Origin of the sequence: Variovorax sp. CAN15 (assembly GCF_030462475.1) — a bacterium.
GTDB lineage: Bacteria > Pseudomonadota > Gammaproteobacteria > Burkholderiales > Burkholderiaceae_C > Variovorax.
Genome location: NZ_JASMRZ010000096.1, coordinates 1 through 18,418, shown reverse-complemented (window position 1 = coordinate 18,418; position 18,418 = coordinate 1). Strand labels below are relative to the sequence as shown.

General features: G+C 67.9%; 16 protein-coding genes. 15 read left to right on the top strand and 1 reads right to left on the bottom strand.

The features are described from left to right. A partial coding sequence (locus tag QMO14_RS29850; RefSeq protein ID WP_301511616.1) for a hypothetical protein occupies window positions 1-185 on the top strand: 185 nt, incomplete at its 5' end. A 316-nt stretch (window positions 186-501) separates the two neighbouring features. On the opposite strand, the gene QMO14_RS29845 is transcribed toward QMO14_RS29850, so the two are convergent. Further along, window positions 502-2,066 (bottom strand): IS3 family transposase gene (locus QMO14_RS29845; protein WP_301511615.1). Its coding sequence is split into 2 segments (ribosomal slippage): window positions 502-1,628 and window positions 1,628-2,066, totalling 1,566 coding nucleotides; the frame shifts between segments, so codons are not numbered across the junction. Between the two features lie 225 nt (window positions 2,067-2,291). Between QMO14_RS29845 and QMO14_RS29840 the strand changes: the two genes are divergently transcribed. The 14 genes from QMO14_RS29840 to QMO14_RS29775 all read left to right on the top strand — a co-directional run bounded on the left by QMO14_RS29840 (window position 2,292) and on the right by QMO14_RS29775 (window position 18,352). After that, complete coding sequence (locus QMO14_RS29840; protein ID WP_301511613.1) at window positions 2,292-3,779, top strand: efflux transporter outer membrane subunit; 1,488 nt, start codon at window positions 2,292-2,294, stop codon at window positions 3,777-3,779. A 4-nt stretch (window positions 3,780-3,783) separates the two neighbouring features. Next, entirely contained in the window at window positions 3,784-5,022 is a 1,239-nt protein-coding gene (locus tag QMO14_RS29835) for an efflux RND transporter periplasmic adaptor subunit (protein ID WP_301511611.1), read from the top strand. Continuing rightward, the gene (locus QMO14_RS29830; RefSeq protein WP_301511610.1) at window positions 5,019-8,195 is read left to right on the top strand and encodes an efflux RND transporter permease subunit; all 3,177 of its coding nucleotides are present in this window, start codon (window positions 5,019-5,021) and stop codon (window positions 8,193-8,195) included. Before QMO14_RS29835 ends, QMO14_RS29830 begins: the two co-directional genes overlap by 4 nt. Before the next feature lie 34 nt (window positions 8,196-8,229). After that, window positions 8,230-8,937, top strand: a complete 708-nt coding sequence (locus QMO14_RS29825) for a heavy metal response regulator transcription factor (protein WP_301511609.1) — start codon at window positions 8,230-8,232, stop codon at window positions 8,935-8,937. After that, a complete protein-coding gene (locus QMO14_RS29820; RefSeq protein ID WP_301511608.1) occupies window positions 8,934-10,331 on the top strand; it encodes a heavy metal sensor histidine kinase in 1,398 nt (465 codons plus the stop codon). Before QMO14_RS29825 ends, QMO14_RS29820 begins: the two co-directional genes overlap by 4 nt. Window positions 10,332-10,463: 132 nt before the next feature. Next, window positions 10,464-11,402, top strand: coding sequence for a DedA family protein/thiosulfate sulfurtransferase GlpE (locus QMO14_RS29815; RefSeq protein ID WP_301511607.1), 939 nt, complete (start codon window positions 10,464-10,466; stop codon window positions 11,400-11,402). A 123-nt stretch (window positions 11,403-11,525) separates the two neighbouring features. Beyond that, entirely contained in the window at window positions 11,526-12,752 is a 1,227-nt protein-coding gene (locus QMO14_RS29810; protein WP_301511606.1) for an MFS transporter, read from the top strand. A gap of 38 nt (window positions 12,753-12,790) precedes the next feature. Continuing rightward, entirely contained in the window at window positions 12,791-14,173 is a 1,383-nt protein-coding gene (locus QMO14_RS29805; protein ID WP_301511604.1) for a cache domain-containing protein, read from the top strand. Then, window positions 14,170-14,844 carry a response regulator transcription factor gene (locus tag QMO14_RS29800; RefSeq protein ID WP_301511603.1) on the top strand — a complete coding sequence of 225 codons (675 nt, stop codon included), beginning with the start codon at window positions 14,170-14,172 and terminating at the stop codon, window positions 14,842-14,844. The genes QMO14_RS29805 and QMO14_RS29800 overlap by 4 nt, the downstream gene beginning before the upstream one ends. Before the next feature lie 368 nt (window positions 14,845-15,212). Continuing rightward, window positions 15,213-15,467: a hypothetical protein gene (locus tag QMO14_RS29795; protein WP_240649949.1), complete on the top strand. Its 255-nt coding sequence runs from the start codon at window positions 15,213-15,215 to the stop codon at window positions 15,465-15,467. 311 nt (window positions 15,468-15,778) lie between these two features. Further along, window positions 15,779-16,144, top strand: coding sequence for a transposase (locus tag QMO14_RS29790; RefSeq protein WP_301511601.1), 366 nt, complete (start codon window positions 15,779-15,781; stop codon window positions 16,142-16,144). Next, window positions 16,141-16,476: an IS66 family insertion sequence element accessory protein TnpB gene (gene tnpB, locus QMO14_RS29785; RefSeq protein WP_301511599.1), complete on the top strand. Its 336-nt coding sequence runs from the start codon at window positions 16,141-16,143 to the stop codon at window positions 16,474-16,476. The genes QMO14_RS29790 and tnpB overlap by 4 nt, the downstream gene beginning before the upstream one ends. Before the next feature lie 77 nt (window positions 16,477-16,553). Then, window positions 16,554-18,134 carry an IS66 family transposase gene (locus QMO14_RS29780; protein ID WP_301511597.1) on the top strand — a complete coding sequence of 527 codons (1,581 nt, stop codon included), beginning with the start codon at window positions 16,554-16,556 and terminating at the stop codon, window positions 18,132-18,134. Beyond that, window positions 18,131-18,352 (top strand): hypothetical protein, encoded by a 222-nt coding sequence (locus QMO14_RS29775; protein WP_301511596.1) that lies wholly within the window; start codon window positions 18,131-18,133, stop codon window positions 18,350-18,352. The genes QMO14_RS29780 and QMO14_RS29775 overlap by 4 nt, the downstream gene beginning before the upstream one ends. The last annotated feature ends 66 nt before the right edge of the window (window positions 18,353-18,418 follow it).

Here is an 18,418-nt window from a genome sequence, read left to right as displayed (position 1 = left end):
GTGCAGATCGAGAGATCCTGGCCAAGCGCCACGCCCTCTACCAACAGGCTCGCGCAAGCCATCCCGAACGCTGGAGTGGCGCGACACGCAACTGGACCTACATCGACGCTGTCACCCTCAACCCTGAGCGAGAAGCAATCGTGCAGAGCCACATTGAACTCAACCAACGGCCGCTTGCGGCCTGAGTAAACGGGCGACAACTACGTTGACGCGCACCGCTTCCCCCAAAGGGGGAAGGAGGAAGACCACTCAGCGCGGCTGACCTTACGGTACTCGGCGGTCATCTCTTCCCCCTCCCCCGCTGGGGGAGGGTCGGGGTGGGGGCATGGCGGCGCTCATGGAAGCGCAGCGCCTGTTCGGAGGCCTGCCCCCATCCCTGCCTTCCCCCAAAGGGGGAAGGAGGAAGACCGCTCAGCGCGGCTGACCTTACGGTACTCGGCGGTCATCTCTTCACCCTCCCCCGCTGGGCGGTGCGCGTCAACGTAGTTGTCGCCCGTTTACTCAGGCCGCAAGCGGCCGTTGGTTGAGTTCAATGTGGCTCTGCACGATTGCTTCTCGCTCAGGGTTGAGGGTGACAGCGTCGATGTAGGTCCAGTTGCGTGTCGCGCCACTCCAGCGTTCGGGATGGCTTGCGCGAGCCTGTTGGTAGAGGGCGTGGCGCTTGGCCAGGATCTCTCGATCTGCACCTGTGTGGCGCTGCTGCGGGCTCACGTAGCGGATGCCGCTGTGGCGGTGCGCGTGGTTGTACCAACCCACGAACAGCTGCGCCCAGTCCTTGGCCGCCTCCAGATCGGCGAAGCCCTTGCTCGGGAACTCCGGGCGGTACTTCGCCGTCCTGAACAGCGCCTCGGCGTAGGCGTTGTCGTCGCTCACCCGCGGGCGGGAATACGACGGCTTGATGCCCAGCCACTGCAGCATCGCCAGCACGGTGGTTGCCTTCAACGTGCTGCCGTTGTCGCCGTGCAGCACCGGCGCCACCGCTTTGGCCGCGATCCCCTCGGCCAGCGCCGTGCGGCGCACCAGATGCGCCGCACAGCTCGCATCGTCGGTGCGAGCGACCTCCCAGCCAATGATCTTGCGGCTGTACAGGTCCAGGATCACGTACAGGTAGAACCAGCGCCCGCCCACTTGGGTCGGCAGGTAGGTCATGTCCCAGCACCACACCTGGCCCGGCGCCGTGGCGATGTGGGTGCTGGGCGGGCGCGTCGCTTGCGCGGGCTTGGCCCGGCCACGATGCGCGTTCTGCCCGGCCTGGCGCAGCACCCGGCGGAAGCTGGACTCGCTGGCCAGGTAGACCCCGTCGTCGGCCAGCATGGGCACGATGCGCGCGGGCGGCAGGGCTGCGAAGCGCGGCTCGTTGGCCACCGCCAGCACCCGCTCGCGCTCGGCTGCGCTCAGCGCGCGTGCTGGCGTGGGCCGAACCATGTGCGGCCTGGCGTCACCACTGCGCAGTTGCCGCCCGGCATCCGACTTCCAGCGCTGCAAGGTGCGCACATCGATGCCGGCCGTCTGGCAGGCTGGCCGCAGCCGCGCTCCCGCCGCATGCGCAGCATCGACCAGGCGAGCCAACGCCTGGCGATCTTCGAGGGCGATCATTCTTCCTCGGCCTTGTTGAAGATCGCCTCGACTTTTTTTGACAGCACCAGCAGCGCCGCCGTCTCGGCCAGCGCGCGCTCCTTGCGCAGCAGGTTGCGCTCGAGCTCCTTGATGCGCTGGCGGTCCTTCTGAGTGGCCTGGGCGGCCGGACGGGCCTGATCGGGGTCTGCCAGCGCTGCCGTGCAGCTCGCGCGCCAGGCGGCCAGATCCGCCGGGAACACGCCTTGCTGGCGGCACCACTCACTCTTGGCGCGCTCGTCCAGCGCAGCGGTGGTGATCACCGCCTCCAGTCGTGCGGCCGCAGACCATGCCCGCCCTCGGGCGGGCATGGTCTGCTGTTCATCGCGCCAGCGCTCCAGCGTCTCGACGCCAATACCAGTCTCGTCGGCCACCACTTCCAGCGGCGCGCACTCCGGTGCGAGCAGCCTTGCGACAGCCTTCCTCTTGAAGCCTTGGGAATATCTCGCCACTTCGAATCCTTTCTTTGGGTTCTAAGGAGGCGACAACTATTCTGACGTGGCGGGGAAGGCCGGGATGGGGGCAGGCCTCCGAACAGGCGCCGCGTTTTTTTGAGCGCCGTCGTGCCCCCACCCCAACCCTCCCCCGGCGGGGGAGGGAGGAAGACCGAAAACTGTCAAAACTGTCAGTTAGTCGACAGCGAGGGGTTTGATGCCGGCTCCTAGAGTGCCCGCATCATGGTTCTCTCCGACGCCCCATCCCTCCCGCGCGCAGCCCTCGCGCTGGCCGCCTTGCTCCTCGCGGGCTGCGCCGTCGGCCCCGACTACGTCCGCCCGCAGCTGGACGTACCCGCCGCCTTCAAGGAAACCGGCGGCCCCTGGAAGACCGCCGCCCCGCAGACCATCGACGCCGGCCATCCCTGGTGGGACGCCTACGGCGACAGCACCCTGAGCGCGCTGATCGTGCAGGCCAACGCGGCCAACCAGAACATCCGCGTGGCCGAGGCGCAGTACCGCCAGGCGCAGGCCATCACCGCGGCAGCGCGCGCCGGCTTCTTCCCCTCGGTGGGCCTGAATGCCGGCGCCACGCGGGCCCAGACCAACAGCACCGGCACCGTCAAGCTCGGCACCACAGACACCCTGGGCCTCGGCGCGAGCTGGGAGCCCGACATCTGGGGCGCTGTGCGCCGCTCGGTCGAGGCCGGCAATGCCGGCGCGCAGGCCAGCGCCGACGACCTGGCCGGCGCGCGGCTCAGCATCCAGACCATGCTCGCGCAGGACTACCTGCAGGTGCGCGTGATCGACCTGCAGCGCAACCTGTACGCCAACACCACCGCCGCCTACGCCAAGGCGCTCGAGCTCACGCAGCACCAATACGCGGCCGGCACCGTGCTGCGCTCCGACGTGGCGCTGGCCGAGAGCCAGCTCAAGACCGCGCAGGCGCAGGCGGTCGATCTGGACGCCCAGCGCAGCCAGCTCGAACACGCCATCGCGGTACTGACGGGGCAGGCGCCCGCGTCGTTCACGCTGCCGCCGCTCGAAACCTCGTCGCAGCCGCCCACCGCCGAATCGCTCTCGTCGGCCGCAGCGCTGCACCTGCAACTGCCGGTCACGCCCGCCGGCCTGCCTTCGGAACTGCTGGAGCGCCGCCCCGACATCGCCGGCGCCGAGCGCCGCGTGCAGGCGGCCAACGCCAACATCGGCGTGGCCAAGGCCGCCTACTACCCGCAGATCGTGCTCAGCGCCAGCGGCGGCTTCAGCGCGGCCACGCTGGGCACGCTGTTCAACACGCCCGGCCGCGTGTGGTCGCTGGGCGCGGCGCTGGCGCAGACCGTGTTCGACGGCGGCCTGCGCAAGGCCCACACCGACCAGGCCGTGGCCGCCTACGACGCCTCGGTCGCGCAATACAAGCAGACCGTGCTCGCCGGCTTCCAGCAGGTCGAGGACAACCTCGCCACCCTGCGTGTGCTCGACAACGAATCGGCGCTGCAGGCCGACGCGGTGCGCGCCGCGCAGCTCGCCGAGCGCCTGGCGCTGAGCCAGTACCGCGCGGGCACCGCCACCTACCTCAGCGTGGTGACGGCGCAGACGCTTTCGCTCACCAACCAGCGCACGGCCGCGCAGGTGCTCGGCCGCCAACTGGCCGCCAGCGTCTCGCTGATCGCCGCCACGGGCGGCGGCTGGAGCGCCGCCGCAGATGCTGCACAGAAGACTTCCGGGAATTGATGCCATGACGACGACCGCAGAAACCACCACGCTTCCCCTGTTCCAGCGCCGCTCCACCTGGCTCGCGACCGCCACCCTGGTGCTCGTGCTCGGCGGCGGCGCCTGGGCGCTCACCCATCACGCGGCCAACGCCGCCAAGCCCGATGCGCCGAAGAGCCCGCCGGTGCAGGTGACCACCGCGCGCGTCGCGACGCAGACCGTGCAGGTCTACCGCTCGGGCATCGGCACCGTCGCCTCGATGGCGACCGTCACCGTCAAGGCGCGCATCGACGGCCAGCTCGACAAGGTCGGCTTCGTCGAGGGGCAGGACGTGAAGGCCGGCCAGCTGCTGGCCCAGCTCGACCCGCGCACGCTGCAGGCCCAGCTCGCGCAGGCGCAGGCCACCAAGGCCAAGGACCAGGCCACGCTGGCGAATGCCCGCGCCGACCTCAAGCGCTACACCACGCTGCTCTCGCAGGACGCCGCCACGCAGCAGCAGGTCGATACGCAGAAGGCCCTGGTCAACCAGCTTGAAGCGGCGGTGCAGAACGACGCCGCACAGGTGCAGTACGCCGAGGTGCAGCTCAGCTTCACGCGCATCTCCTCGCCCATGAACGGCAGGGTGGGCGCGCGGCTGGTGGACCCGGGCAACATCGTCCACGCGGCCGATGCCAACGGGCTGGTGGTCATCAACCAGATCGACCCGATCGCCGTGCAGTTCACGCTGCCCGAGGACGCGGTGCAGGACATCAACCGCCTGCAGCAGCAGAGCAGCCAGCCTCTCTCGGTAGTGGCTTATGACCGCAGCGGCACGCAGATGCTGGGCACCGGCAAGCTGATATTGCTGAACAACCAGATCGACACCACCAGCGGCACCGTGCAGCTCAAGGGCAGCTTCGCCAACCCGCAGCACACGCTGTGGCCGGGCCAGTTCGTCAACGTGCGGCTGCAGCTCGACCGCCGGGCCGATTCGCTCACGCTGCCCGCCGCCGCCGTACAGCGCGGGCAGGACAGCACCTACGTCTGGACGGTCGATGCCGAGAACAAGGTCGCCAACGTGCCGGTGCACGTGGTGCAGATCGCCGACGGCACGGCCGTGATCGACAAGGGCCTGGAGGCCGGCCAGCGCGTGGTGGTCGACGGGCAGTACAAGCTCAAGCCCGGCGCCACCATCGTCGAGCCGCCGCCCGCCGCGAAGAATGCAGTCAAGGACGCCGTGAAGGACGCGGCGAAGGTCGCCAGCAGCAGCGGGAGCAGCAATTGAGCATCTCCGCCGCATTCATCAAGCGCCCCATCGGCACCACGCTGCTGGCGCTGGCCATCCTGCTGGTCGGCGCGGCGGTGTTTCCGCTGCTGCCTGTGGCGCCGCTGCCGCAGGTCGACTTTCCGACCATCCAGGTCTCGGCCAACCTGCCGGGCGCCAGCCCCGAGACCATGGCGTCGAACGTGGCGCAGCCGCTGGAGCGGCAGTTCTCGCTGATCGCCGGGCTTTCGCAGATGACCTCGACCAGCGGCCTGGGCTCCACCCAGATCACGCTGCAGTTCGACCTCGACCGCAGCATCGACGCCGCCGCGCTCGACGTGCAGGCGGCCATCAATGCATCGACCGGCCAGCTGCCCGCCAACCTGCCGAGCCCGCCCACCTTCCGCAAGGTGAACCCGGCGGACGCGCCCATCCTGATTCTTTCGGTGCAGTCGAAGACGCTGCCGCTGACCGAGGTGAACGACTACGCCGACAACATCCTCGCGCAGCAGATCTCGCAGATCTCCGGCGTGGGCCTGGTCAACATCGGCGGCGTGCAGAAGCCGGCGGTGCGCGTGCAGGTCGACCCCGCCAAGCTCGCCGCGCTGGGCCTCAGCCTGGAAGACGTGCGCACCGTGCTCGCCTCGGCCACCGTCAACGCGCCCAAGGGCACCATCGACGGGCCCAACCAGAGCTTCACCGTCTACACCAACGACCAGCTGCTGAAGGCCAAGCCCTGGAACGACGTGGTGCTGGCCTACCGCAACGGCGCGCCCATCCGCGTGAGCGATCTGGGCGTGGCGGTGGACGGGCCCGAGAACGCCAAGATCGCCGGCTGGGCCTACGCGGGCGCCGCAGCGCCCGAAGGCAGCAACGTGCAGAACGGCCGCTCCATCGTGCTGGCCGTCACCAAGCAGCCCGGCGCCAACGTCATCGAGACGGTGGACCGCATCAACGCCGCGCTGCCCAGGCTGAAGGCCTCGATCCCGCCGACGGTGGAGGTCAACGCCATCATCGACCGCACGCAGACCATCCGCGCCTCGGTGAAGGACGTGGAGTTCACGCTGCTGCTGACCATCGCGCTGGTGGTGGCCGTGATCTTCGTGTTCCTGCGCAACGTACCGGCCACGCTCATCCCCAGCGTGACGGTGCCGCTGGCGCTGCTGGGCACGGTGGCGGTGATGTACCTGCTGGGCTACAGCCTCGACAACCTCTCGCTCATGGCGCTGACCATCGCGGTCGGCTTCGTGGTGGACGACGCCATCGTGATGCTGGAGAACATCTACCGCTACGTCGAAGAAGGCATGTCGGCCGTGGAGGCCGCGTACAAGGGCGCGGGCGAGATCGGCTTCACCATCATCTCCATCTCGGTGTCGCTGGTGGCGGTGTTCATTCCGCTGCTGCTCATGGGCGGCATCGTGGGACGGCTCTTCCGCGAGTTCGCGGTGACGGTCACGCTCACCATCGTGGTGAGCGTGGTGATCTCGCTCACGCTCACGCCCATGCTGTGCTCGCGCTTCTTGAAGAACGAGCRCGGCAGCCAGCACGGGCGGCTCTACCAGCTCTTCGAGCGTGGCTTCGACGCCATGCTCGGCGCCTACAAGCGCGGGCTGCACGTGGTGCTCGACCACCAGTTCATCACGCTCATGACCTTCATCGCCACGGTGGCGGCCACGGGCGCGCTGTTCGTGTTCATTCCCAAGGGCTTCTTTCCGCAGCAGGACACGGGTTTCATCTCGGGCTTCGCCGAGTCGGCGCAGGACGCTTCCTTCGCGTCGATGAACGCCCGCATGGTCGAGCTGGCCGACGTGGTGCGCAAGGACCCTGACGTGACCGGCTTCGGCATGAGCGGCAGCTCCTCCACCTACAACACCGGCAACTTCTACATCAGCCTGAGACCGAAGGACGAAGGCCGCACCGCCAGCGCCGACCAGGTCATCGCGCGGCTGCGCCCGCAGCTGGCCAAGGTGCAGGGCGTGAACCTGTTCCTGCAGGCCGGGCAGGACATCCGCGTGGGCGGCCGTGCCTCGCGCACGCAGTACCAGTACACGGTGACAGACGCCAACCTCGACGAGCTCAACACCTGGGCGCCCAGGCTGCTGGAGCGCTTCAGGCAGCTGCCCGAGATCACCGACCTGGCCACCGACCAGCAGAACGCCGCCGCCTCGGCCGTGCTCACCATCGACCGCGACCGCGCGTCGAGCTTCGGCATTTCGCCGGCCGTCATCGACGCCACCCTGTACGACGCCATCGGCCAGAGGCAGGTGGCGCAGTACTTCACCCAGCTCAACAGCTATCACGTGGTGCTGGAGGTGACGCCCGCGCTGCAGCAGGACCCGGCTCTCTTCAGCAAGCTCTACCTCAACTCGCCCATCACCGGCCAGCAGGTGCCGCTGTCGACCTTCGTGAAGGTGGACACCAGCAAGACCGCCTATCTCTCGATCAGCCACCAGGGCCAGTTCCCGGCCGTGACCATCTCGTTCAACCTTGCGCCGGGCCATGCGCTGGGCGACGCGGTGAACGCCATCAACAAGGCGCAGGCCGACATGGGGCTGCCGCAGTCGCTCACCGGCTCGTTCCAGGGCACGGCGCAGGCGTTTCAAGACTCGCTGGCCACGCAGCCCTACCTGATCGCGGCGGCGCTGGTGGCTGTGTACATCGTGCTGGGCCTGCTGTACGAGAGCTACATCCACCCGCTGACCATTCTCTCGACGCTGCCCTCGGCCGGCGTGGGCGCGCTGCTCATATTGATGGCGGGCGGCTACGACCTGAGCGTGATCGCGCTGATCGGCATCATCCTGCTCATCGGCATCGTGAAGAAGAACGGCATCATGATGATCGACTTCGCGCTCAAGGCCGAGCGCGAGCAGGGCATGACGCCGCACGACGCCATCTACCAGGCCTGCCTGCTGCGCTTCCGCCCGATCATGATGACCACCATGTGCGCGCTGCTCTCGGGCCTGCCGCTGATGCTGGGCCACGGCTCGGGCTCGGAGCTGCGCCGGCCGCTGGGCTACGCGATGGTCGGCGGGCTGATACTCTCGCAGGCGCTCACGCTGTTCACCACCCCCGTGGTCTACCTGTACCTCGACCGCGCCCACTACTGGTACATGCGCCGCAAGGAAGCGCGCAAGGCCAGGAAGGCGGGCAGGGCCGGCAATGCCGAGGTACCCGCCGAGGTGCAGCACGGATGAGCGCCACCGGTTGACGCAGCGCCAAGCCCACGCCATGAAGATCCTGATAGTCGAAGACGAACTGAGAACCGCGGACTACCTCTCCAAGGGGTTGACCGAGCAGGGCTGCGCGGTCGACATGGCGCACAACGGCATCGACGGCCAGCACCTCGCGCTCACGCACGAGTACGACGTGATCGTGCTCGACGTGATGCTGCCGGGGCAGGACGGCTTCTCGGTGCTGCGCGCGCTGCGTGCCGTAAAGCAGACGCCGGTCATCATGCTCACCGCGCGCGACCGCGTCGAAGACCGCATCAAGGGCCTGCACGAAGGGGCCGACGACTACCTGGTCAAGCCCTTCTCATTTCTCGAGCTGCTGGCGCGGCTGCAGGCGCTCAACCGCCGCGGCCGCAAGCAGGAGCCGATGCAGCTTCGCATTGCCGACCTGCAGATCGACCTGCTCGCGCGCAAGGCATTCCGTGGCAGTGGTGGTGGCAGCAGCCGCATCGACCTCACCGCCAAGGAATTCGCGCTGCTGGCCGTGCTGGCGCGCCGCCAGGGCGAGATCCTCTCGAAGACAGCCATCGCCGAGCTGGTGTGGGACATGAACTTCGACAGCAACAYCAACGTGGTCGAGGTGGCCATCAAGCGGCTGCGCGACAAGATCGACGTGCCCTTCAGCCCGAAGCTGCTGCACACCATACGGGGCATGGGCTACGTGATGGAAGTGCGCGAGGGTGGCGGGGAGGGCGCGGCGCCGTGAAGCGCTCCATCACCGCGCGGCTGGTGATCATGTTCGCGGCCGTGGCGCTCGCGACCTTTGCGCTGGCCGGCTTCGCGCTGCACAACGTGCTGGCGCGCGAACTGGAGCGGCACCAGTACGAGGAGCTCGACACCACGCTCAGGAACCTGCAGTTCTGGATCAAGGCCATCGGCAGCCCCGAGCGCTGGCCGCGGGTGCAGGCACGCATGGACGCGCTCACGCCCGAGGACGGCAGCGTGCGCTTCTGGGTGCTCAGCGACGACCCGCGCTTCCAGTACGGCAAGGGCCTGGCCGAGATCGACGGGCTCACGCGCCAGGCCGACGGCCACACCAGCGTCATCGAGCTGCCGGGGCAGGAGCGGCCGTTCCGTACCCTGTCGGTGCACATCGATCCCTTCGAGCAGCGTCCTGCCGTGCGGCTGATCGTCGGGCGCAACACCGAGCCCTATGCGCGTACGCGCCAGGCCTTTCTGACGGCGCTGGTCGCGCTGGGGCTGTGCGCGGTGCTGGTGGTGGCCGTGGCGGGCTACTGGATTGCGCGCGTGGGGCTGCGGCCGCTGGAGCGCTTGTCGAAGGAGGCGCAGGCGCTGCGGCCCAAGACGCTGTCGCAGCGGCTGCAGGTGGAGCGATTGCCGGTCGAACTCTCGGCGCTGGCCGAGGCTTTCAACGGCGCGCTGAGCCGCCTGGAGGAAGCCTACGGCCAGCTCGAAGCCTTCAACGCCGACGTGGCGCACGAGTTGCGCACGCCGCTGGCCAACCTCATCGGCAGCACGCAGGTGGCGCTGTCGCGCCAGCGCAGCGCCAGCGAGTTCCAGGAGGTGCTGCAGGCCAACCTCGAAGACCTGGAGCGGGTGCGCTCCATCGTCAACGACATGCTCTTTCTCGCGCGCGCCGATCGCGGCGAGGTGGCGACCGGGCTGGTGCTCACGCCGGTGGCGCAGGAAGTGCGCAAGACCATCGAGTTCTTCGAGTTCGTGCTCGACGAGACGCGCGCGCAGGTCGTCATCGAGGGCGACGTGCTGGCCGAGGCGCGGCTGGAAAGCGCGCTCTTCCGCCGCGCGATGTCGAACCTGCTGCAGAACGCCATCGAACATTCGAGGCCGGGCGCGCAGATCGCCGTCATGCTGCGCGAGGAAGCGGCCGCGACGTGGATCACCGTGTCGAACCCCGGCGAGCCCATCGACGCGCAGCACCTGCAGCACCTGTTCGACCGGTTCTACCGCGTCGATGAGGCGCGCAACGACGGGGGCGAGCACCATGGCCACGGGCTGGGGCTGGCCATCGTGAAGGCCGTGGCGAGCATGCACGGCGGGCAGGTCAGCGCTTCGAGCGAAGAAGGCTGGAATACCTTCGGCTTCAGCGTAGCGCGCACCCCAGAAAAAACCGCCGGATGACGCTGGCTGGAGCCATCCGCCAATGGCCTGTGCCCGGTACGTTCTTGGGCCATGCCGGACAATCGCTGCCGGCATGAACAGCACGCAACCCCCGCAACTTCCTCCGGCATCCGGGCCACGACAAGGGCAGCCATGGCGCAGCTGATGTCCCTGCTCGTGCAGAACGCGATCCTGGTGGTGTTCGCCGCCAGCTTCGCCGCCCGCCTCGGGCTGCCCGTGCCGGCTGCGGCGGTGCTGGTGCTCACGGGCGCGCTGCTGGCGGCGGGCGACGTCTCGGTGGCTGGCGTGGTGGTGGCAGCCGTCATCGCCAACCTGCTGGGCGACGGGGCCTGGTTCTACGCGGGGCGGCGCTTCGGCTACCGCTTCATGCGCATGCTGTGCCGCATCTCGCTGTCGCCCGATTCGTGCGTGCGGCGTGGCGAATCCCTCATTTCAGACTGGGGCGGCCTCTCGCTGGTGGCCGCCAAGTTCGTGCCGGGCGTGTCGGTGGTCGCACCGCCGATGGCCGGGGCGCTGGGCATGTCGGTGCGGCGCTTCATCGGCTTCGACGTGGGCGCGGCGCTGGTCTGGACCGGGCTCTTCCTCGGGCTGGGCTGGGTGTTCCGCAACCAGATCCAGGAAGTGCTGGCCATCCTCGCGCAGGCCGGCGGCATCGCCACCGCGGCGGTGGCCGTGCTGCTGGTGGTGATTCTCGCGGTGCGCTACTGGCGCCGCCGCGCCTTCATGCGGCTCACGGGCATGCCGCGCATCTCGGTGGAAGAGCTGCACGAGCTGCTCAGCGGCGAAGAGCCTCCGCTGGTGATCGACGTGCGCGGCAAGGCCGGCGTGCAGGTCGATCCGCGCCGCATTCCGGGGGCGCAGTCGTACACCCTCAAGGCACTGCAGCAGCGCAGCCTCGACCTGTCGCACGCGACGGGGCGCGACGTGGTGCTTTACTGCAACTGCCCCAACGAGGTGTCGGCCGCGCAGGCCGCGCGCGTGCTGCTGGCGCGCGGTGCGCGGCGGGCCCTGCCGCTCACGGGCGGGCTCGATGCCTGGGTGGCTTCGGGCCGGCCCACCAGCACTGACTGAACCAGGAAGGGCCCGCCCCTTCGCCTGCAGAAACCGGGCGCCCGTGCTAAGGTGCCGCGCTCCGGGTTAACCCTTGGGTGGCCCCGCCTCCCGATACACCCCTGCCAGCCAACGAGGCCCCTCGTGCCATCTCCTCAAGCTCCGCTTTCTTCCGGCGCACACGCACCCGGCCTCAGCCCGGTCCTCACGCTGGTCTTCGCCGTCGCATGCGGCCTGTGCGTGGCCAACATCTACTACGCCCAGCCGCTCATCGGCCCCATCTCCGACACGCTGCAGCTGCACGCCGGCCTGGCCGGGCTCATCATGACGCTCACCCAGCTCGGCTACGGCGCCGGCCTGCTGCTGCTGGTGCCGCTGGCCGACGTGGTCGAGAACCGCCGGCTCATCGTGGGCGCGCTCTTCGGCGCGGTGATCGGGCTGGTGGGCATCGCGCTGTCGAACTCGGCCGTCACCTTCCTGGCCGCTTCCTTCGTGGTGGGCACCTGCGCGGTCGCGGCGCAGGTTCTGCTTCCCTTCGCCTCGCACCTTGCGCCCGAGGCCACGCGCGGCAAGGTGGTCGGCAACATCATGGCCGGCCTCCTGGGCGGGATCATGCTGGCGCGGCCCTTCGCCAGCGTGGTGGCTTCCGCGCTGGGCTGGCGCGCGGTGTTCTGGGTTTCGGCCGTGCTCATGGCCACGCTCATCGCCGTGCTGTGGCGCGCGCTGCCGCAGCGCCGGCCGCACGCTTCCATCGGCTATGCGCGCACCATGGCCTCGCTGCCCGGCATCGTGCTGAACACGCCGCTGCTGCGCCGTCGCGGCTTCTACCAAGGGATGATGTTCTCCGGCTTCCAGGCCTTCTGGACTGCCGTGCCGCTTGCTCTGGTGCACGAGTTCGGCATGGGGCAGCGCGGCATCGCGCTCTTCGCGCWGGCCGGTGCGGCGGGTGCGTTGATGGCTCCCATCGCCGGCCGGCTGGCCGACCGTGGCCTGACCCGCCCGGCCACCGGCGCTGCCATCGTCGTTGCGCTGTTCTCCTTCGTGCTGGGCGCAGTCTCCATGCACTACCGCTCGCTGGCGGGGCTGGTCGCGGCGGGCATCCTGCTCGACGGCGCGGTGCAGCTTTGCCAGGTGCTCAACTTCCGCAGCCTCTTCATGCTCGCGCCCGAACTGCGCGGCCGGCTCAACGGCCTGTTCATGACCTTCATCTTCATCTGTGCGGCGGTGGCCTCGGGCATTGCGGCCGCTGTGTATGCCTTCCACGGATGGAGCGGGCTGTGCCTGCTGGGTGGCGGGTATGTGGTGCTGGCGCTGCTTTACTACGCGACGGAGTTCAGGCGGGTAGCCGCTCCGGCAGCCGTAGGCGGCTGATCCGGCCCCTGGAGGTGCGGTGGTAGCCTTGCCACCCGATGAACCTCCGCACCAAGATCGTTGCCCTGGCCGTCGCACCGTTGCTCATCGCGCTGGTGCTGGTGGCGCTGGCGGTGCGCCACCAGGAGCACGACTTGGCCGCGCGCGAGCGCGCCCTCATCGAGCGCAGCTACATGGCCCAGCGCCGCAGCGAGCTGCGCAGTTATGTCGACCTGGCCGTGAGCAACCTGCTGCCGCTGTACGAATCGGGCCAGGACGACGAGGCCACCCGCAACGAAGCGCTGCGCCGGCTGGCCGCGCTCAACTACGGCGACGACGGCTACTTCTTCGTCTACGACCTGGAGGGCAACTCCCTCATGCATTCGCGCCAGCCCGAGCTGGTGGGCCAGAACCTGTGGGAGCTGCGCGATTCGCATGGCCGCTACACCATCCAGGAACTCATCAAGGGCGCGAAGGAGAACGGTGGCGGCTACGTGGAGTACGAATGGCGCAAGCCCTCGAGCGCGCAGATGGCGCCCAAGCTCGGCTACGTGACCGCGCTGCCGCGCTGGAACTGGATGGTCGGCACCGGCCTGTACCTCGACGACATCCAGTCGACCATGGACACCCTCGACCGGCAGATGAACGCCAACGTCACAGCCACGCTGCTGTGGATTGCCGGCATTGCCGCGCTGTGCCTCGGCGTGGTCAGCGCCGCCGGTCTGCTGCTCAACCTCAGCGAGCACCGCACGGCCGAAGCCAAGCTGCGGCTGCTCGCGCGCCGCGTGGTGCAGTCGCAGGAAGAAGAGCGCGGCCACCTCGCGCGCGAGCTGCACGACGGCACCAGCCAGACGCTGGTGTCGGCCAAGCTGCTGATCGAATCGGCTGTCGAAGCGCTCGACCGCCAGCAGCAGCCCACGCCGCCCGCGCTCGCGAAGGCGCTGCAGCGGCTCAACGATTCGCTCATCGAGGTACGCCGCATCTCGCACCGCCTGCGCCCCGCACTGCTCGACACCCTGGGCCTGCCCGCCGCGCTGGAGCGGCTGGTCGACGAGTTCAGGGAAGAGGGCGGCGGCGTCGACGCTTCGATGATGGTCGGCGGCGAATCCTTCGAGCTGCAGCCTGAGGTGAAGACCGCGCTCTTCCGCCTCACGCAGGAGGCGCTGACCAACGTGCGCAAGCACGCCAGGGCGCAGCACGTGCACATTGCGCTGAGCTTTGACGAAGAAGAAGGCGTGCGCCTCGAAGTGAGCGACGACGGCACCGGCTTCGACATTCAGGCCGTGCAGCTCGACCCCCGGCGCGGCATCGGCCTGCGCAACATGCGCGAGCGCATGGAGGCCATCGGCGGGCGGCTCACCATGTGCAGCAACGCCGGGCGCACATCCATCGAAGCCGAAGTGCCGGCCCGCAGCGCGAAGGCGCAGACAGCAGCAGCATGACGACCGCACCCAAGCCCACGACACCCCCTTCGGCACCCGCAACGACCGTCCGTCTCTTTCTGGTGGACGACCACCCGCTGGTGCGCGACGGCCTGCGCGCAAGGCTCGGCTCCATGCCCAACCTCGAGATCGTCGGCGAGGCCGGCAGCGCCGCCGAAGCGCTGGAGCTGGTGGAAAGCCTGCGGCCCGACCTCATGCTCATGGACGTCGGCATGAAGGACATGAACGGCATCGACCTTGCGGCACTGCTGCTGCAACGCCAGGGCGCGCCGCACGTCGTGATGCTCAGCATGTACGACAACCCCGAGTACGTGCAGAAGGCCCTGCAGGTGGGCGCGCGCGGCTACGTGCTGAAAGACGCGCCCGCGGCCGAGATCGTCGCGGCCATCGAGGCCGTGTCGGCCGGCGGCACATTCCTGAGCCCGGCCGTGTCGAAGAAACTCTTCCGCACGCAGGAGCCCAGGCCCTTGCTCACTCCGCGCGAGAGCGAGATTCTTTCGGCGCTGGGCCGAGGCGAATCGAGCAAGCAGATCGCGCGTGAACTGGGCTTGAGCGTGCGCACCGTGGAGGCGCACCGGCAGAGCATCAAGCGCCGCCTGGGCATCGAGGGGCAGGCCGAGCTCATCAAGTACGCGGTGGAGCATGCGCGCGAATTCGGGCGCGATTCCTGAGCTGATGCAGCCGCTTCTGCAGCCTCTTTTTCGCTGACCGACCCCGCGACTGTCAGCGCTTTGTGGACTGGTGCCGCCGCCTCGCGATCAAGTGAAGGAATCGGCAGGTTCTGGGAAGAAAGTCACTTCTGCGCAGCCTGGTCTTCTATACAGTGAATGCCCCTGTGGTTGAACGACCCACCAAGTGGGCATGGAGGGCAGAGCACACAAAGACTTCTCTTGAGTGAAACCGCATTGCCTTGCGGCGGGCTGTCGGTGCGACTTGCATCGACGCGAACGTGAGGCACAAAAGGCGACGGCCAAGGTGCGCGAACACCTTGACCGTCTAACCAAGTGACGTGCATTACTTTGGAAAGCGAGCACACCAAATGGCTAAACGAATTATGGCCGGCGCAGCAAAGCCGGCATCTGCGGACGCAACGACCACCACGACACGGGACCCGGCCGGTCTTCTGGAGAACAAGCTGGAGCAGTTGAACTCGCTGCTCTGGTGCTTCTACGGTGCCGGAGATGGATGGTTCCAGGATGCGGGGGAGGCGCATCGGGAGAATCTGCTTTGGATTGCTTCGGATTTGGCGCGGGAGGCTGTGGCGCTTTATCAGGAGATTAGTCCGGCTGGGTAGCCGGGGTTAGGGCGCCAAGTCTCTGGAACGTGGCTTGGCGCTTGCTGTGACTTTTCAGTTTCCTTTGCGGGTTTCCGTTTTGCAGCGGTTGCAGCTCTTCGACTTGCCGAACTTGGCGCCGTGAATGTGTCGTTCAACGTTGGAACTGAGGGGCCGAAGGCAACTGGCCGCGCGCAGCGATGACTTGGTGATGAGCGTAGCGCGACCAACCGGCGGACGTCCACTCGAGCCGGCGTCAATGTAAGCGTCCGGCCAACCCATCTTGAATCCGCCGGGTAGCGCGACCAGCATGGTGTCCACCAGACTCACAGGTGGACACCATTCAAGACTCCAAGAAACTCTCTCGCCGGCGCCATAACGCAGCCCTGAAGAGCCAGGTGCTGGCCGAATGCGCCAAGCCAGATGCCTCGGTGGCGGCCATCGCTCTGGCCCATGGCCTGAACGCGAACCTAGTACACAAGTGGCGCAGGATGGCCGAGGAGCCAGCGGCGCGTCAGGCCACTGAGAGGCCAACTCCCACACACTCCTTCATCGCGCTGCCGGTCGCGTCCTCGCAGCCTGTGCCGCCGCAAGAGCTTGTCGTCGAGCTGCGCCGAGGCGCACTCGCCATCAAGGTCTCATGGCCCGTTGCCGCCGCGGCCGAGTGCGCGGCCTGGATGCGCGAGCTGCTGCGGTGATCCGCATCGATTCGGTGTGGCTGGCGGCCGAGCCGCTGGACATGCGCGCTGGCACCGAGACCGCGTTGTCGCGGGTGGTCCAGGTCTTCGGCTCAGCAAGGCCCCATCACGCCTACCTGTTCGCCAATCGACGCGCCAACCGTATGAAGGTGCTGGTGCACGACGGCATCGGCATCTGGCTATGCGCGCGCCGGCTGCATCAAGGCCGCTTCCTCTGGGCCAACGCCGCCTTGGGGGCGCACATGGCTCTGGCGCGCGAGCAACTCGATGCGCTCGTGCTCGGCCTGCCCTGGCAGCGCCTGGGCGATGCAGGCGCCATCACCATGGCGTGAGCAGGAGGTGGTTGCCCCGCGGCAATTGGGGCGTTCGCGAATAAGCCTGTGCCGCGAAGTTCGGCACACTGGAGGACATGCTCACCAGCGAACAACTCCAGGGACTCGGCGAGGCCGAGTTGCGCGCGCTGGCGCAGGACTTGTTGGCCCGGCTGTCGCACTCCGACAGCGAGATTCTGATGAAGGATCGCAAGCTCGTCTGGAGCGAGGCGCGCATCGACCAACTCACTCACGAGATCGCGGTTCTCAAGCGCTGGAAGTTCAGCGCCCGCAGCGAGCAACTCGACGCCGCGCAGAAGAGCCTGCTCGACGAGAGCGTCGACGCCGACATCGCCGCCGTCGAACTGGAGCTCGACTTGCTGCGCTCCAGGCCACGGCCCTCGGATCCACAGCAGCCCCGGCGTCACCCGCTGCCTGCGCACCTGCCGCGCACATCGTTCCACCACGACCCTGAATCCAGGACCTGCAAATGCGGCTGTGTGCTCCAGCGCATCGGCGAGGACGTGAGCGAGAAGCTCGACTACACGCCAGGTGTGTTCACGGTGGAGCGCCACATCCGGGGCAAGTGGGCCTGCGCGAAGTGCGAGACCCTGATCCAAGCACCCATGCCTGCGCAGATCATCGACAAGGGCATCCCGACGGCTGGCCTGCTGGCCCAGGTGCTGGTGGCCAAGTACGCCGACCACATGCCGTTGTACCGCCAGGAAAGCATCTTCGCGCGCGCTGGCATGTCGCTGGCACGCTCTACGCTGGCCGAATGGGTGGGTGTGTGCGGCGTACAACTGCAGCCGCTGGTGGATGCTCTCAAGGACGAGGTCCTGAGCCACGGCGTGCTGCATGCCGACGAGACGCCGGTGGCAATGCTCGCGCCAGGTAAAAAGAAAACGCACAAGGCCTACCTGTGGGCGTACTGCCCTGGCGTCTTCGAGGAGCTGAAGGCCGTGGTCTACGACTTCGCGGACAGCCGTGCCGGCGAGCATGCTCGAGCGTTCCTGCAACGGGGCAATGAGCCATGGAAGGGCAAGCTGGTCTGCGATGACTATGCGGGGTACAAGGCCAGCTTCACCCAAGGCATCATCGAGGTCGGCTGCGCGGCCCATGCACGGCGCAAGTTCTTCGAGCTGCACACGAGCAACAAGAGCGCGGTGGCCGAGCAGGCGCTGAAGTTCTTCGGGGAACTCTACGAGATCGAGCGCGAGGTGCGCGATCTGGGCGCGCAGCAGCGGCTGGAGATTCGCCGGCAGAAGGCACGACCAGTCGCTGATGCGTTGCATGCCTGGATGATCGCGCACCGACTGCGAGCCACTGACGGCACTGCATTGGCCCGAGCGCTGGACTACAGCCTGAAGCGATGGGTCGCACTGACGCGCTACATCGACGACGCGCAGCTACCGATCGACAACAACTGGGTGGAGAACCAGATCCGCCCGATTGCGCTGGGGCGTTCGAACTGGCTGTTCGCTGGATCGCTTCGAGCGGGCCAGCGTGCGGCTGCGGTGATGAGCTTGATCCAGTCGGCCAAGCTCAACGGGCTCGATCCGTACGCGTACCTGAAGGACGTCCTGCAGCGCTTGCCTACCCACAAGGTGCGGCTGGTCGGCGAGTTGCTGCCGCATCGCTGGACACCCGGCGGTGATCGGCAAAATGCCGACGCATGAAGAACATCGAGGCACTCATCGCCGACGGTGGTGACATCACCCTCGGCGCGATCCACCCGATCGAATGTGCAGCCACTGCTGCCGACGGCCACAACTGCGTGGCCATGCTCGTTCGTCGGGAAGGTGAAACGCTCAAAGCGCTACTCAAGCGGCTTGATCAAGCCATCGCACAGTTCTATGCCGATGGGGAAACCATCGACGAGATCAACGGCGCCTGACTCGATAGCTGTGGGTGTCAAGATGACATGCCCGAACGCTTACGCGTCAATCGCTTACGCGTCAAT

What these genes read in the sequence shown, in the direction of transcription:
- QMO14_RS29840 (WP_301511613.1), top strand. Translation starts at nt 2,292, where the DNA reads ATGGTTCTCTCCGACGCCCCATCCCTCCCGCGCGCAGCCCTCGCGCTG.
- QMO14_RS29835 (WP_301511611.1), top strand. Translation starts at nt 3,784, where the DNA reads ATGACGACGACCGCAGAAACCACCACGCTTCCCCTGTTCCAGCGCCGC.
- QMO14_RS29815 (WP_301511607.1), top strand. Translation starts at nt 10,464, where the DNA reads ATGGCGCAGCTGATGTCCCTGCTCGTGCAGAACGCGATCCTGGTGGTG.
- QMO14_RS29805 (WP_301511604.1), top strand. Translation starts at nt 12,791, where the DNA reads ATGAACCTCCGCACCAAGATCGTTGCCCTGGCCGTCGCACCGTTGCTC.
- QMO14_RS29800 (WP_301511603.1), top strand. Translation starts at nt 14,170, where the DNA reads ATGACGACCGCACCCAAGCCCACGACACCCCCTTCGGCACCCGCAACG.
- QMO14_RS29795 (WP_240649949.1), top strand. Translation starts at nt 15,213, where the DNA reads ATGGCTAAACGAATTATGGCCGGCGCAGCAAAGCCGGCATCTGCGGAC.
- QMO14_RS29780 (WP_301511597.1), top strand. Translation starts at nt 16,554, where the DNA reads ATGCTCACCAGCGAACAACTCCAGGGACTCGGCGAGGCCGAGTTGCGC.
- QMO14_RS29775 (WP_301511596.1), top strand. Translation starts at nt 18,131, where the DNA reads ATGAAGAACATCGAGGCACTCATCGCCGACGGTGGTGACATCACCCTC.